Origin of the sequence: Onishia niordana (assembly GCF_004798965.1) — a bacterium.
Taxonomy (GTDB): domain Bacteria; phylum Pseudomonadota; class Gammaproteobacteria; order Pseudomonadales; family Halomonadaceae; genus Onishia; species Onishia niordana.
On sequence record NZ_SDSD01000001.1, the window covers coordinates 35,216 to 50,330 of the forward strand.

A 15,115-nucleotide genomic window follows, 5' to 3' on the forward strand; every position below is an offset into this window, starting at 1 on the left:
AAAAAAAGAACGCCCGGCCTGTTGAATGGCCGGGCGTTCTGTTAAGCGTTGGCGATGCATGTCACACCAAGTTCTTCGTTAATGACTAATATTAATGACTACCGCTAATGACTGTCTCCATGACCACTAGGTTTATTCCGGACCACTAGGCTTATTCCTGGCTTGCGCGAGGTCCGCGGCGCGTAAGTGCCCAGACACTCTCCTGCCAGCCATTGGCTTCAGGCTCACCATCCTCCAGATGGCTCACTTCGAAATTGGCCCCGAACAGCTGGTGTACTTCATCGGCAGGCACACTGTACGGCGGGCCAGCGTTATCACCAGGGGCTCGCGTCAAGCTGATCAAGATCCCCCGCGCGCCGGGTGGCAACAGCTGAGCCAAATGGAAGGCATAACGCTGACGGGTCGCCTGAGGCAGCGCGATCAGGGCCGCACGATCGTAGAAGGCACCCAGGTCGGCGGCCTGCTGGGTATGGAAATGAAAGAAATCGCCACACCACAATTCGATGTTGCCCTGCCGCCAGACCTCGAAGTCTCCCTGGCGATAACGAGATGACTCTCCGCCCTCGGCAACGAATTGCTCAATCGCCTGCGAAGCCAACTCGATCCCCAGCACCGGGTGACTGCGGGCCGCCAACCAACGCATATCCAGGCTCTTGCCACATAGCGGCACCAGCACCGTGGTCTCTGCCTCGACGCCCAGGTCCGGCCAATGCCGAACTAGTGCAGGATGCTCGGCCTCACGGTGAAACCCGATCCGCCCCTCGCGCCAGCGCGATATCCACTCATTGCTCATGCATACTCCTGTTGCTCGGCCCCTTTCCTTCAACACCCATCAGCAAACGCCCGGCCCGATGGAGGCTGATCACTCACACTTTCTGTACATCGCGGCCGGGCGCGCCAGGGCAGCTGGGCGGATCATGTTAGAACCAGCGATCGCTTTTCTTGCGACGCCTCGGCAGATGGGGAACGATCAGTCCCACCAGTAAGCCGCCACCGGCCACGCCACCGCCGTACATGAAATAGCGCAACAGCAGGTCTTCTTCCTGGGTATCCAGCCGTGCCTTGAGTCCACGCACTTTCTCCTGGGCATCGCTGAACTGCTGCTGTAGCGCTTGTTTTCGGCTCTCGAGGTCCTCGATACGCGCCTCGCGCTGTTCAAGGGCAGAGGTCGTAGATGCCAGGCGCCCCTCCCATTGCTCGTTGATTCCCTCAAGCTCGTCGCTCAAGGTCTCGACGCGCTCCTGGAGCGCCGGCAACTGTGCGGTGGCGCTTTTCTCGTCTTGAAGGTTCGAGGAGAGAATCCATACCTGATCGCCACCTGGCCCCTGAACCAGCGAATAATCCCCGTTGGTCTCGAGCAACTCGACGGGATCACCAGCTGTCAGGGTTCCAACAATACGATAGCCGTCGGTCGGCCCACTGCGTACGAAAGTGGTGAGATCATCCGATACCCAAAAATCAGGGTCGGTGGACTCCTGGGCCTCGGCCCCAAGTGTCAGCGTCGCCAAGGAAATCCCCAGCATCAAAGAGTTGAATGTTCGCATAAATCTGCCGTCTATCAGGGCGATGGAGGCTCGTTGACGCCTGCCCACGCGGATTAGCTCAGGCCACCGCACGTCCTGTGACGATGGCACTGCGATGAGACCTTTCCCCATCCACACTTTCTGTGGATAAGTCTTGGGAAAACCGTCAACGATCGCGTGGCAATCGGCGCAAGGCCTGGAACTGCCACGGATTGTTTAAATTTTAACCTTACTGTCATCCAAGGATGGCAGACGATTTCCCCGACGGCGGCCAGAATAGCACAGCCTTTGGACGCTGGCCGCGCCGCCACTGGATACGTATAATATCGCCCAATTCCTGATCGGGTTGCCCTATCTAGGCCACACCCATCTTCATTCCCCATTTCGGTGACGGACGCGCCGTGGCCCCTGCGGTCTCGGCCTATTGTTATGACGAAGAAACTCTTCATCAAGACCCATGGCTGCCAGATGAACGAGTATGATTCCGACCGCATGGCGGATCTGCTCGGCGAATCTCACCAGCTTGAAATGACCGACGACGAGCGCAATGCCGACGTTCTCCTGCTCAATACCTGCTCGATCCGCGAGAAGGCGCAGGAGAAAGTGTTCCACCAGTTGGGTCGCTGGAAAAAGCTCAAGGAAAAGAACCCGGACCTGGTGATCGGCGTTGGTGGTTGCGTGGCCAGCCAGGAAGGCGAAGCCCTACGCAAGCGTGCGCCTTACGTCGATATGGTCTTTGGACCCCAGACGCTGCATCGCTTACCCACCATGCTCGACACACGCAACAAGAGCGCGGACCCCATCTCGGTGGTCGACGTAACCTTCCCGGAAATCGAGAAGTTCGACCACTTGCCCAAGCCAAGCTCCGATGGCGCCACCGCGTTCGTATCGATCATGGAAGGCTGCTCCAAGTACTGCACTTTCTGTGTAGTGCCCTACACCCGCGGCGAGGAGATCTCCCGTTCCTTCGAATCGGTGATGGACGAGGTCATTCATCTCGCCGACCAGGGCGTGCGGGAAATCAACCTATTGGGTCAGAACGTCAATGCCTATCGGGGTGAAAACCAGCTCGGCGACGAAATCGACCTGGCCGAGCTTATCGCCTGCGTGGCTGCTGTCGAAGGGATCGATCGCGTTCGCTTCACTACTTCACACCCGGTGGAGTTCTCGGATTCGTTGATCGAAGCCTATGGTGAAATTCCGGAACTGGTCAGCCACCTGCATCTGCCCGTACAGGCCGGCTCGGATCGCATCCTGGCCGCCATGAAGCGTGGTCACACGGTCGAGGAGTACGTCGACAAACTCGAACGCATCCGTGCGCTGCGCCCAGAAATCAGTTTCTCATCGGACTTCATCATCGGTTTCCCCGGCGAGACCGAAGCCGACTTCGAGGCGACCATGGATCTAATCCATCGCATCGGCTTCGACCATTCCTTCAGCTTTGTCTATTCGGCGCGGCCGGGCACCCCCGCCACCGAGCTTGACGACGAAACGCCGGAGTCGGTCAAGAAAGAGCGTCTGGCTATCCTGCAGGAGCGCCTCAATCAGAATGTGATGCACATCAGTCGACGCATGGTCGGCAACATCGAGCGCATCCTGATCACCGGCTTCTCACCAAGAGACCCCGGCCAGCTATCCGGCCGCACGGAGAATAATCGGGTGGTCAACTTCCGCGCCCCGAATCCGGCCGAGCTGATCGGTCACTTTGTCGATGTGGAAATCACCGAGGCGCTACCCAACTCACTGCGCGGCGAGCTGGCTTCTCCCGCCTGCTACTAAGCTCGGCCTTCCTCCCAGGCGACGCACGGCCTTGGCCGTGCGTCGCCGCAGGCATTGCCCCCGACACACCCGGGCAGTAAGCTGCCGACATCCTTCTTCAACGCATGGGACCCTCACGACTTGACCCAGACTACTTCTCAGGCCAATCGCATCATCACCCTGACCCTCGAGCCCAATGATCCGAGGCGCCTGGCCAACTTAAGCGGTCAGCGTGATGAACACTTAAAGCTGATCGAAGAGCGCCTGGGCGTGACCCTGCGCAACCGCGGCAACACCTTTCAGCTGGCCGGCCCCGGCGCCCGGACCAAGGCAGCGGCCAATGTCCTTGAGCGTCTGTACCGCGAAACTGAAGCGAGCGACCTTACGCCTGACATGGTGCATCTCTTCCTGCAGGAATCCGGCCTCGAAGCCATTGAGGAGGATGAAGACGCCATCGGCGATGGCGACCTGCTGATGCGCACGCCCAAGGCGCTGATCAAGCCGCGCGGGCAGAACCAGCAGAGCTACGTCGCCAGCATCCGTGCTCACGATATCAATTTCGGTATCGGACCGGCGGGTACCGGCAAGACCTATCTGGCCGTTGCCGCTGCGGTGGAAGCCCTCAACCGCCAGGAAGTCCGCCGTATCCTGCTGGTGCGCCCTGCCGTTGAAGCCGGTGAGAAGCTGGGCTTTCTGCCTGGCGACCTGGCTCAGAAGATCGATCCCTATCTGCGTCCGCTGTACGACGCCCTCTACGAGATGATCGGCTTCGAGCAGGTCAACAAGTTGATTGAGCGCCAGGTCATTGAGATCGCGCCGCTTGCCTACATGCGCGGCCGCACCCTGAACAACGCCTATATCATTCTCGATGAGAGTCAGAACACCACACGCGAGCAGATGAAGATGTTCCTGACTCGCATCGGCTTCGGCTCGACGGCCGTGGTCACTGGTGACGTGACCCAGGTCGACCTGCCCAAGGGGCAGAGTTCGGGCCTGATTCAGGTCCTCGACGTCCTCAAGGACACCCAGGGCATCGGCGTCACCCATTTCGCCGCCAAGGATGTGGTGCGCCACCCGCTCGTCCAGCGGATCATCGAAGCCTACGATCACTTCGAGGCCGAGCAAGAAGCCGCCGAGCGAGACCGTCGTGAACAGCGTGAGGCGCGGCGCGAAGCACAGGCCGGCGAGCGCCAAGCGCGCCTGAACCAGACCCCTGGCAGCACGGGGGAGTCATCATGATAAGTGAACCTCCGCCAGTCACTGTCGATCGCCAGGTCGTCCTTGAGGACAGCGACGCCATCGCGGCGCTGCCCACGCAGGACGAACTGGAACGCTGGATCGGTGCGGTGCTTCAGCATGCAGATGAAACGCACCAGGAACTGACGGTGCGTTTTGTCGATTCCGATGAGAGCCAGACGCTCAATCGCGACTATCGCGACCGCGACCGTCCGACCAATGTCTTATCCTTTCCTTTCGAGTCGCCGCCAGGTGTATCACTGCCGCTGCTCGGCGACCTGGTTATCTGTCATGCTGTCGTGGTCCGCGAGGCTCGCGAGCAGGACAAGTCACTGGCGGCTCACTACGCTCATATGGTGATCCATGGCACCTTGCACCTGCTGGGCCATGATCACATCGAGGATGACGAAGCCGAGCAGATGGAGGCTCTTGAACGGGTTATCCTTTCGGGCTTCGACATCCAGGACCCCTATGCGGCCGACCATCATCTCGACCTTGGTTCCGAGGAAAAGAGACCCCACGCATGAGCGAAGATCGATCGAGTAGTCAGGGCAACAAGTCCTGGTTCGAAAAACTGTTCAACGCCTTCAGTTCTGACTCCGAAGAGCCCAGTTCTCGTGACGAGTTGAGGGAATTCTTGCGCGAAGCCGGTCCACGGATGCGCCTTGATCAGGATGCACTGACCATCATCGAGGGCGCCCTTCAGATCAGCGACCAGCAGGTTCGGGAAGTCCTCATCCCCCGCTCGCAGGTTACGGCGATTGCCGCCGATCAGCCGCCGGAGGATTATCTGTCGGTCATTCTCGAGACCGGCCACTCCCGCTACCCGGTCATCGGCGAAAACCTGGATGAAGTCAAAGGGATCTTGCTGGCAAAGGATTTGCTGCCGCTGATCAGTAAGAGCCAGGAAAATCGTGACAGCTTCGATCTCACCAGCATCCTGCGTCCGGCCATGTTCGTGCCCGAATCCAAGCGCCTGAACAGCCTATTAAAGGAATTCCGCGAGACGCACAATCACATGGCGGTGGTGGTCGACGAATACGGCGGTACGGCCGGCATCGTGACCATCGAAGACATCCTTGAACAGATCGTCGGCGATATAGAAGACGAACACGATACCGACGAGGAAGAGGATATCCGCGAGTTGGGGGATAGCAGCTATGCAATTCGCGCCCTGACACCGATCGAAGACTTCAACGAGCGCTTCGATACTGACTTCTCCGACGAAGAGTTCGACACCCTTGGCGGCCTGGTGATGCAGAGCTTCGGCCACCTTCCCCGCCGTGGCGAATTTGCTGAACTCGGCGGTTGGCGATTCACGGTACTCAATGCCGATAACCGGCGTATTCGCCTATTACAGGCCGAACAGGCCGACACCCAGTATCCAGAGGAGAACCGCGCCTGATGACGATCGACTAGACGATCCTCAGTTGCGGTGCATGGACGCCACAAGAGACCGATGATGAAAGAACGACGCCTGAGCCTGGTGATCGGCTGCCTGATCGCGCTGATTGCTGGCGGACTCACGACCCTGTCCGCCGCCCCCTTCACCCTATGGTGGCTAGGCCCGGTCGCCATCGGCCTGATGTATCTTGGCATACAGACCCTGAGCCCTGGCCAGGCGGCTCTCAAGGGCTGGTGCTATGGCCTTGGCCTCTTTGGTAGCGGTGCCTCCTGGGTATATGTTTCGATCCATGACTATGGCTACACCAGCATGCCGCTGGCACTGGTGCTTACCGCTCTCTTCGTCGCATCCATGGCGCTCTTCCCTGCCGCCACCCTATGGCTGTACCGGCGCCTGACCGGCCAAAGGCTTGCCGCTTTCAGTTTTGCCGGCGCCTGGGTGCTTGGCGAGGTACTGCGCACCTATCTGTTTACCGGCTTTCCCTGGCTACTGATCGGCACCTCACAGGTCGATTCTCCACTGGCTGCCTGGGCACCGGTGGGTGGTGTCTATCTGCTATCGTTGATCACCGCCCTGACCGGCACCCTAGGCGTTGAAGCCCTGCGACAGCGTTGGGTGCCGGCGGCCATCATCGCCGGCCTTTGGCTAGTGCCTCAGGCGCTTCCCGACCAGTGGACGCGCCCTGCCGAGGCCCAGACTCAGGTGGCACTGCTGCAGGGCAATCTGCCTCAACTGAGCAAGTGGAGCCCTCAGGGACAACGAGACGCCTGGAACACCTACAGCACCCTGACAGGCAACCTCGAGGACGATGCCGACCTGATCGTCTGGCCCGAGGCCGCCCTGCCGATGTTCGAAGACCAGGCCCGGCCGCTTCTGGAACGCGTTCAGGCCAATATCGCCCCTGATACCGCCTTGCTCACCGGCATCCTGCAGCGTGATGAGGATGGCTATTTCAACAGCATCATCGGCCTTGGAAATGCCAGCGGCCAATACCGCAAGGCTCACCTGGTGCCCTTTGGCGAGTACCTGCCCCTCGAGAGTCTGTTGAGCGGCCTGATTGCCTTCTTCGACCTGCCTGCCCCGGCGATGACGCCGGCTCAAGGAACGCAGGCGCCAATCAAGGCCGCTGGCCTCACCATCGGCAGTGCTATCTGCTATGAAATCGTCTATGCCGATCTGGTGGCCGCACGCGCTCGGGACGCCGAAATATTGCTGACGGTGTCCAACGACACCTGGTTCGGGGATTCCCTGGGTCCCAAGCAGCATCTGCAAATGGCAAGGCTCAGGGCTCTGGAGAACGGCCGTTATGTGATGCGTGCCACCAGCAATGGCATCACCGCTATCATCGACGACCAGGGGCGCATCACCGCGCAAGCCCCCCAGTTCACCGCCACCGCCCTGACCGGCGAGGTGCATGCCATGCAAGGCAGCACGCCCTTCACGCAAACGGGGAGCTGGCCTGCCTGGCTCGCCGCCACCCTCCTGGTGCTGCCGGGACTTCGCATATCAAGACGCCGACTCACGAGCTAATGCACCAGTGATGATGTGTTCTCGGATCAAGCCAGTTACCGCTGACACGCTGACACCGGTCCATCATGATCAACCAACGGCTTCTGCTACCACCTAAGGCTAGAAAACGATGAGGCCCGCCATTGGCGGGCCTCGTTGCATCAGGGATTGGTGAAAAACTCAGGATGCTTCCTTCGACGCCACCTGCCCAAGCACTTCAGGGATGGTCTGGCACACATAGCGCCCCGGAGCAGGCTCCAGAATCTCAAGCCCTCCTTCGCCGGGCTGCCGCGCCGACACCATCTTGTCGGCATCTGCATAGCCGTTCTCCGTCACCCAGGTCTGCCAATGCGGCCACCAGGAGCCTTCATTGAAGGTCGCGCCCTCAAGCCAAGTCTCCGGCTGGGCGGGCAACTCGGCATTGGTCCAGAAACCGTACTTGTTCTTGTGCGGCGGGTTCACGATTCCGGCGATGTGTCCGGAACCACCGAGCACAAAGGTCACCGGCCCCTTGGGCAGTTGAGTGCCGCCATAGGTGCTGTTCCATTTGGCGATATGGTCTTCACGGGTGGAAACGAAATAGCTCGGCGTGGAAATCTTACGCAGGTCAATCTTGACGCCATCCAGCTCGATGCCACCGGGCTCGATCAGACGGTTCTCCAGATACATGTTGCGCAGATACCAACCATGGGTAGCGGCTGGCAGATTGGTGCCATCGGTGTTCCAGTACAGCAGATCGAAAGGCGCTGGCTGTTCGCCTTTAAGGTAATTGCTGATATAGAACGACCAGAACAAGTCTTTTTCACGTAGCAGGTTGAACGAAAAGGCGATCACTCGACCGTCGAGATAGCCGTCCTTCTCCATCTGACGCTCGAGCCCCTTAAGCACCGGCTCGTTGAGGAAGACACCAATCTCGCCGGGGTCACTGAAATCTTGCAAGGTGGCCATATAGGTCACCGAACGCACCTTGCGCCCGCGGCGGGTACTGGTCAAATAGGCCACTGTCGAGGCGGTCAAGGTCCCCCCGATGCAATAGCTCAGAAGGTTCACTGATTTCTCGCCACATGCCTGCTCGATGGCACTCATGGCCTCGATGGGACCAAGCTGCATGTAATCTGCCCAGGTCAAATCCCGCTGTTCAGTGCCCGGGTTGCGCCAGGAGATCAGGAAGACGGTGTGGCCCTGATCAACGAGCCACCTCACCAACGAATTATCCTGACGAAGGTCGAGAATGTAGTACTTGTTGATCCAGGGCGGCACGATCAAAAGCGGCGTCTTGAACGTCTTCTCGGTGGTTGGTGCGTACTGGATCAGCTGCATGAGCTCATTTTCGAAAACTACCGAGCCCGGCGTTACTGCCACATTTTCGCCGACCGTGAAGGCGCTGCGATCGGTCATCTTGACGTTGATACCCTCCGCCGAGTTGGCCAGATCCTCGCGAAGTTGGGCAAGCCCTTCGATGAGGTTCTGCCCCTTAGTCTCCATGGTCAGGCGCATCACCTCCGGATTGGTAGAGGCGAAGTTTGAGGGTGAAATGGCGCTCACATACTGACGCGCATAGAACTCAAGATTGCGCTTCTGATCGGGAGGCAAGTTATCAAGATTGCCGATCATTTCTTCGACAAGCCGCGAAAACAAGAGGTATTGCTCTAAAAGAGCGCGATAGAAAGGCTCCTTGCGCCAAGCCTCATCCTTGAAACGGCGGTCGTCACGGGCAGGCTCGATCAAAAGCTCTGTCTCTTCACCACTCAAGTCTCGCAGGCTCTGCTGGAAAAGCTGCATCTGATCCTGGGCAAGCCGTAGCTGAGCATTCATGAGCGTATCAGGATCGCTGACCAACGCTTCAGCACCAGCGCGAAAACTCTCGCGCATATCTTCATAGATGGTCTTGCCGGCCTCCCCGGGCAACATCCGCGCCAGCATATCCTGCATCAGCACCTGATATTCCTGACCCATTACTTCCAGCTGCTTGTTCCATTCCTGAAGCTCGGACGCCGATGGCGCATGTAAACCTGACTGCATTGCCCACTCCTGTGATCGAAGCCCTGCGTGATCTCGAAACTACTGATCCAATCCTGCTGCCACCGCACTTATGACACTATCCGTTGCCCCACTTCCTGATGGTCAAAGGATCCGTTGATCCTTGGCCTAACAAACCAGCCTGACAATATAAGCCTCCCCAACCCAATATCGTATTGTCATAACAAGCGGCATACTCGGCTACCCGGAGACGCACATGGCAATGGTCGCTGCATTACAATCATGCTCGATCCAAGGGGTTCAGTGCCCTTTCTCTCTTAGCCTATATACCACACTCGCCATCCCTGCCACCGCCAATATATACGCACCCATGGCCGAAAGATGCGTTCATCTTTAAGCCATGGGTGACATGTCCTATGAGGCGATGCAATCCGGCATCAGGAGCTCTTGTTTCCCCCCGTGCTGCCGGCACCACCCGATTTGCTAGATGCTGAGCTTTTGGCACTTGAGCTACTGCGGCGGCTGGTTGCACTTGAAGACGGCTTGGTTGTCGCCTGCTGACTGGATTGCGCTGCTTGCTGCGTGGCCTCTGCCGCTTGTTTGGTCGCCTGTGCGGCCTGCTGGCTGGCCTGCTCGGCGAATTGCTGCGTCGAGGCTAGCGCCTGCTCAGTGGCGGTGGTCATCTGCTCGGTAGCGGATTGTGTCGCCGAGGTCGCCTGCTGGGTCGCCGTATCCGAGACTTCCGTCAGCACCTTCTCCATTTCGCGCTTGAACTCAAGGCTTAGCTCGGTCATCGCCTCAGCATCCTTGAGTAGCTGGGTAGAGAGCTCGTTCATCATTTCTGTCTGACGCGTGCCGAAGTCACGCATCGCCTCGGGGTCCTTGGCCTCGCTGGCATCACGAAGCCGCTCTGTGCCCAACTGACTGTAACGCTTCATGGACTCAAGCTGGAACTGGGTCAGCTTCTCCATGTTGTCTAGCATCAAGCCATTGAGCTTGCGCATCGGCGCGAAGAAACTTTCAGCCTGCTCCGTAAACTCGGTAAACGTCTTGTCCTTCATGGCACATCCTCCATGGTTCATCAATGTGGGCGCGAGCCCTGATTGCTGCACTGCACAAAGCGTAGTACCGGTCTCATGACCATGCAACCACCAACGTTACTTACGGTGAGACCGCGAACGGGCACTGGCTGGTTCGTCAGCTGACTTGCTCTCATCAGCCTTTGAGCTCTCATCCTTTTCCTTGGACTGGCTGGAAGCGGCCTGAGCCTTTTGAAGCATATCAAGCATCATCTGCTGGTAATTGCCGAAACTGCTCATTCCCTGGTTGAGGTTGTCCTGAAAGTTGCCCTTGAACGACTCTTGAAAAGCCGGCGGCATGAAGGGGCTCTTGAGGAAGGGCTGCAGAAGGCTCATGGGGTCATAGCCTTCTGCTCCAGCATCCATTTGCTGCTGGACACGCGACATCAGCTCGTTGTGGAATGCCTCGACATCAGGCAAGCCAAGAGACTGACGAAATTCGGCAGGTGTAAGGTCGAACTCGAGGTGAATCTTCATAGGCATCGCCAAACTGATGGATTGGGTTTCAGTCTAGCAGCCAGGGGGCCAGCGTGTGGCCCCCCATGAACTCAACGCAGGCGGGGTGTATCCACACTCACGTCGAGATTTTGCGCCCGATGACGCAGCAAGTGGTCAATCAGGGTAAGCGCCATCATGGCCTCGGCAATTGGCGTTGCGCGTATGCCCACACAGGGATCATGCCGCCCCTTGGTGACCACTTCCACCGGCTCACCGTGCACGTCGATGGAACGGCCCGGCAAGGTAATGCTGGAGGTCGGCTTGAGAGCCAGATGAGCAATCAACGGCTGGCCCGAGGATATCCCGCCAATCACGCCACCGGCATGATTGGACAGAAACCCCTCTGGCGTCATCTCGTCACGATGCTCGCTGCCCCGCTGGGCAACGGCCGCAAAGCCGTCACCGATCTCCACCCCTTTGACCGCATTGATGCTCATCAGGCCATGGGCAAGCTCGGCATCCAGGCGATCGAAGACCGGCTCGCCAAGCCCCACCGGGACGCCATCGGCCACCACGGTAATCTTGGCACCCACCGAGTCCTGATCACGACGCAACTGATCCATATAGTCTTCGAGTTCCGGTACACGATCAGGGTCCGGGCAGAAGAAGGCGTTTTCTTCGACCGAGGCCCAGCTCTTGAACTCCATGGCCATCGGACCGAGCTGGCTCATGTACCCACGCACGCGAATGCCCTGAGCTGCCAGGTAGGCCTTAGCGATGGCGCCGGCCGCCACGCGCATGGCGGTCTCCCGGGCACTGGAGCGCCCGCCGCCCCGATAGTCCCGCTGACCGTACTTGTGATGGTAAGTGTAATCAGCGTGGGCCGGTCGGAACTGATCCTTAATCTTCGAGTAGTCATTGGAGCGCTGATCGGTGTTCTCGATCATCAAGCCGATCGAAGTGCCAGTGGTGACGCCTTCGAAGACACCGGAAAGAATGCGCACCTGATCCGGCTCGCGACGCTGGGTGGTGTGGCGCGAGGTACCGGGACGACGGCGATCGAGGTCGCGCTGCAGGTCGGCCTCGCTGAGCGGAATCCCCGGCGGGCAGCCATCGACGATGGCGCCCAGCGCCGGGCCGTGGCTCTCGCCGAAAGTGGTAACAGTAAATAGCTTACCGAAGGTATTACCGGACATTGACGTTCCTCAAGGCTCAGGTATCAGCGGTTCAGGCGAAGGAGGCGGCGTAGGCATCGAGTTCATGGGCGGTCAGCACGAAGACGCCCTGCCCGCCACGTTCGAACTCGAGCCACATGAAGGGGACCTCGGGAAAGGCCGCTTCCAGGTGATGATCGGAGTTGCCGACTTCAACGATCAGTACGCCGTCATCGGTCAGCAGGCTCCGCGCCTCACGCAGTATGCGGCGCACGATATCCAGGCCGTCATCTCCCGCCCCCAGCGCCAAGGCCGGCTCGTGACCGAATTCCGCTGGCATGGTGGCGAGGTCGCGGACATCCACGTAGGGGGGATTGGAGACAATCAGGTCGTAGCTCTGACCGCCAAGGCCCTCAAACACATCAGAAGCCACAGCCCGCACCCGTGCACCGACGTCATGGCGCGTGATGTTGGTCTTGGCAACCTCAAGGGCATCGGTGCTGATGTCGGCCAGATCGACCTCGGCGGTAGGCAAATGCAGCGCAGTCGCGATGCCGATGCAGCCGGAACCACAGCACAGATCCAGCACACGAGCCGGCGGCTCGGCGGGGAACCAGGCGGCGAACCCGTCCTCGATCAACTCGGCAATCGGCGAGCGGGGAATCAGCACACGCTCATCGACGTTAAACGCCACCCCTGAGAAAAATGCCTCTCCGAGCAGGTAAGGCAAGGGCCGACGGGTTTCGATGCGCGCACGGACCAGACCGACGATCCGTGTCCGTTCCATGGGCAGCAGTCGCGCCTCCAGCACGGAAGGATCAACGTCCCAGGGCAGATGCAAGGCCCCCAACGTCAGCGCAACCGCCTCGTCCCAGGGAGAGGCAGTGCCGTGACCGAAAAACAGGCCATGCGTGTAAAATTCACTGGTCGTCCAACGCAGGCAGTCGCGCAGCGTATGAAGGTGCTCGGCGATCTCGCGATCATCGAGAGCAAGGGTCGAATCGGCATCGGGTCGGGAGGCGGCCACGCGTCGTCCTGTGATTTATCGAATTGAGTGTCAGACTTGGGATTGTACCCGGCCCGTCGCACGGTTCACAGTCACTGCCAAGCCGCTATACTGGCCCGTCATTTACCCATTCAACGTAATCCACGGGGAGCAACATGAGCCAGCGCCGCGGACACCCGGACGATGACGAGGTTTCGCTGTTTCGCCAGGCCCTGGCCGATGCAGGGGTCAAACCCATGCGCTCTAACCGAGCCGACCCGGGCAAACCCAAGAAGCGGCGCCAGGAGGCGCTGGCCGAACGCCGTGCCGCCGCCCTGGAAAACGATAGCTATCAGTTAAGCAGCCGCACCAGCGATGGGCGGGTTGAACCCGTACGCCCTTCCGAGTGGCTCGAGTTTACCGTCCCGGACCTCCCCCAACGCACCCGCAGCCAATTGAAGCGCGGCAGCATCGCCTGGGAGGCAGGCCTCGACCTGCACGGGTATACCATCGATGAGGCGCGCTCAGAGCTCGAGAGCTTCATTCGCGAGGCCCGCGAACGACGCGCCCGCTGTGTACTGGTAGTCCACGGCAAATCACGCTCCGCCACGGGGCCGGATGCCTACCCGGTTATCAAAAGTCATGTCAACGCCTGGCTTCGCGAGTGGCCTAGTGTGCTGGCCTTCTGTTCGGCTCGCGAAATGGATGGCGGCAGCGGTGCGGTCTATATATTACTGCGGCGCCGAGGCGAAAGCCTCTAGGCTTTGTCTGAAAAGTCGACGAGCGAAGGCCAGACAAGGCAAAAATTGGCGAAAGAGCGGAGTTTACGGGGTGTAAATGAGCATCTTGAGCCGATTTTTAACGCCGTATGGGCGAGCGCAGTACTTTTCAGACATTGCCTAGTCAGACACAAGCACCTATTCAGGGTGAAGCAGCCTCTCTAGCCGCAGGCGTTGTCTGCCCAGACGAGGGCTCGACCGTGGGAGCCTGGATAAGCGTTGCCCGGCTGGTCCCAACCCGGCCGGCCGCAGATCCTTCGAGCCGCTCTATCGCCTGGGAGGCCAAATGATGGCCCAGCTTGATCAGCGCTTCTGCGCGATGAAATTCATATGCTCCGCAGACCGTCTTGGGTATCTCGATCAACACGTCCGGGGGATAGCCCGCCAGCTTGTACTTGGCAAGGGCCGCCTGGGTAATATCAAAAGACGCCAGCATCATGTCGAGCTTGCCCCAGGCACGCTGACTTTCCCCCTGAGTGCTCGGCGCCTCTTCTGCCTCATCGGACCCGCCGCTACTGCCACTGTTAAACAGGCGCTGCGCACGACCGCGCACTCCGGAGACCCAGCCGGAAAAACCGCGTCCCTCGGCCTCTAGAGCCTCCTCGCGAGCTAACTCTTCTGCCACTTCTTCTTCCGGCAAAAGCTCTTCCAGACTGATCGGCCGAGGGCTGTGAGCCGTGGCATTGACGGCTACCACCAGATCGGCTCGCGCCGAAACAGTGGGAATGATCGGTAAAGGGTTCATGAGTCCACCATCAACCAGCACCTGATCGCCGACATGAACCGGCGTGATAATGCCAGGCACGGCAATGGATGCCCGAATGGCTTGCAACAAGGAGCCGCTCTGAAACCAGACCTCGCGCTGTCGTACCAGGTCGGTTGCCACGGTGGTCACCGGTATCGCCAAATCCTCGATGCGGGTCTCGCCAATCAGACTGGCCAGCTTGCCCATTACCTTATTGGCACGCATGGCGCCCATTGGGCTCCATGTGACATCAACCAACTTGAGCACATCGAAATAATCCAGTTGGCACACCCAGTCACGATAGGCTGGCAACTGGCCTGCCGCATAGACACCGCCCACCAGCGCCCCCATCGAACACCCCGAGATCGCCACGATTTCATAGCCCCGCGCCTCGAGCTCCTCGATCACGCCGATGTGTGCGTAGCCGCGCGCGCCACCACTGCCAAGCACCAGGGCGACACGTTTTCCCTCTTTCGCCTTGCTGTTCATGATTTCCCCTCCGCACCAGATAGGCATCTGGCCCG

14 protein-coding genes are annotated in these 15,115 nt (G+C 59.5%); 6 read left to right on the forward strand and 8 right to left on the reverse strand.

Annotation, left to right across the window (positions count from 1 at the left end; translation table 11 throughout):
* Positions 1–151: 151 nt before the first annotated feature.
* Both ETC27_RS00140 and ETC27_RS00145 read right to left on the reverse strand, forming a co-directional pair.
* Positions 152–793, reverse strand: a complete 642-nt coding sequence (locus ETC27_RS00140; RefSeq protein ID WP_136252974.1) for a thiopurine S-methyltransferase — start codon at positions 791–793, stop codon at positions 152–154.
* Between the two features lie 127 nt (positions 794–920).
* Positions 921–1,544 (reverse strand): TIGR04211 family SH3 domain-containing protein, encoded by a 624-nt coding sequence (locus ETC27_RS00145; protein ID WP_136252975.1) that lies wholly within the window; start codon positions 1,542–1,544, stop codon positions 921–923.
* A gap of 408 nt (positions 1,545–1,952) precedes the next feature.
* Here ETC27_RS00145 and miaB point away from each other — a divergent pair, with 408 nt between their 5' ends.
* The 5 genes from miaB (at position 1,953) to lnt (ending at position 7,452) form a co-directional block, all read left to right on the forward strand.
* Positions 1,953–3,302 (forward strand): tRNA (N6-isopentenyl adenosine(37)-C2)-methylthiotransferase MiaB, encoded by a 1,350-nt coding sequence (miaB, locus tag ETC27_RS00150; protein WP_136252976.1) that lies wholly within the window; start codon positions 1,953–1,955, stop codon positions 3,300–3,302.
* Positions 3,303–3,422: 120 nt separating this feature from the next.
* Positions 3,423–4,520 carry a PhoH family protein gene (locus ETC27_RS00155; RefSeq protein WP_136252977.1) on the forward strand — a complete coding sequence of 366 codons (1,098 nt, stop codon included), beginning with the start codon at positions 3,423–3,425 and terminating at the stop codon, positions 4,518–4,520.
* Positions 4,517–5,044, forward strand: coding sequence for an rRNA maturation RNase YbeY (ybeY, locus tag ETC27_RS00160; protein WP_136252978.1), 528 nt, complete (start codon positions 4,517–4,519; stop codon positions 5,042–5,044). The genes ETC27_RS00155 and ybeY overlap by 4 nt, the downstream gene beginning before the upstream one ends.
* Positions 5,041–5,922, forward strand: a complete 882-nt coding sequence (locus ETC27_RS00165; protein WP_136252979.1) for a CorC family transporter — start codon at positions 5,041–5,043, stop codon at positions 5,920–5,922. The genes ybeY and ETC27_RS00165 overlap by 4 nt, the downstream gene beginning before the upstream one ends.
* Before the next feature lie 57 nt (positions 5,923–5,979).
* Positions 5,980–7,452, forward strand: a complete 1,473-nt coding sequence (gene lnt / locus ETC27_RS00170; RefSeq protein ID WP_136252980.1) for an apolipoprotein N-acyltransferase — start codon at positions 5,980–5,982, stop codon at positions 7,450–7,452.
* 159 nt (positions 7,453–7,611) lie between these two features.
* On the opposite strand, the gene phaC is transcribed toward lnt, so the two are convergent.
* The 5 genes from phaC to prmB all read right to left on the reverse strand — a co-directional run bounded on the left by phaC (position 7,612) and on the right by prmB (position 13,109).
* Complete coding sequence (phaC, locus tag ETC27_RS00175) at positions 7,612–9,453, reverse strand: class I poly(R)-hydroxyalkanoic acid synthase (RefSeq protein ID WP_136252981.1); 1,842 nt, start codon at positions 9,451–9,453, stop codon at positions 7,612–7,614.
* 395 nt (positions 9,454–9,848) lie between these two features.
* A complete protein-coding gene (locus tag ETC27_RS00180; protein WP_136252982.1) occupies positions 9,849–10,472 on the reverse strand; it encodes a phasin family protein in 624 nt (207 codons plus the stop codon).
* Between the two features lie 96 nt (positions 10,473–10,568).
* Positions 10,569–10,967, reverse strand: coding sequence for a hypothetical protein (locus ETC27_RS00185; protein WP_136252983.1), 399 nt, complete (start codon positions 10,965–10,967; stop codon positions 10,569–10,571).
* A 71-nt stretch (positions 10,968–11,038) separates the two neighbouring features.
* Positions 11,039–12,124, reverse strand: coding sequence for a chorismate synthase (gene aroC / locus ETC27_RS00190; protein WP_136252984.1), 1,086 nt, complete (start codon positions 12,122–12,124; stop codon positions 11,039–11,041).
* Positions 12,125–12,155: 31 nt separating this feature from the next.
* Positions 12,156–13,109 carry a 50S ribosomal protein L3 N(5)-glutamine methyltransferase gene (gene prmB / locus ETC27_RS00195; RefSeq protein WP_136252985.1) on the reverse strand — a complete coding sequence of 318 codons (954 nt, stop codon included), beginning with the start codon at positions 13,107–13,109 and terminating at the stop codon, positions 12,156–12,158.
* Positions 13,110–13,243: 134 nt separating this feature from the next.
* Between prmB and ETC27_RS00200 the strand changes: the two genes are divergently transcribed.
* Positions 13,244–13,828 (forward strand): Smr/MutS family protein, encoded by a 585-nt coding sequence (locus tag ETC27_RS00200; RefSeq protein WP_136252986.1) that lies wholly within the window; start codon positions 13,244–13,246, stop codon positions 13,826–13,828.
* A 160-nt stretch (positions 13,829–13,988) separates the two neighbouring features.
* Here the strand turns inward: ETC27_RS00200 and ETC27_RS00210 are convergent, their stop codons facing one another.
* Positions 13,989–15,080 carry a patatin-like phospholipase family protein gene (locus tag ETC27_RS00210; protein WP_136252988.1) on the reverse strand — a complete coding sequence of 364 codons (1,092 nt, stop codon included), beginning with the start codon at positions 15,078–15,080 and terminating at the stop codon, positions 13,989–13,991.
* Positions 15,081–15,115 lie beyond the last annotated feature (35 nt).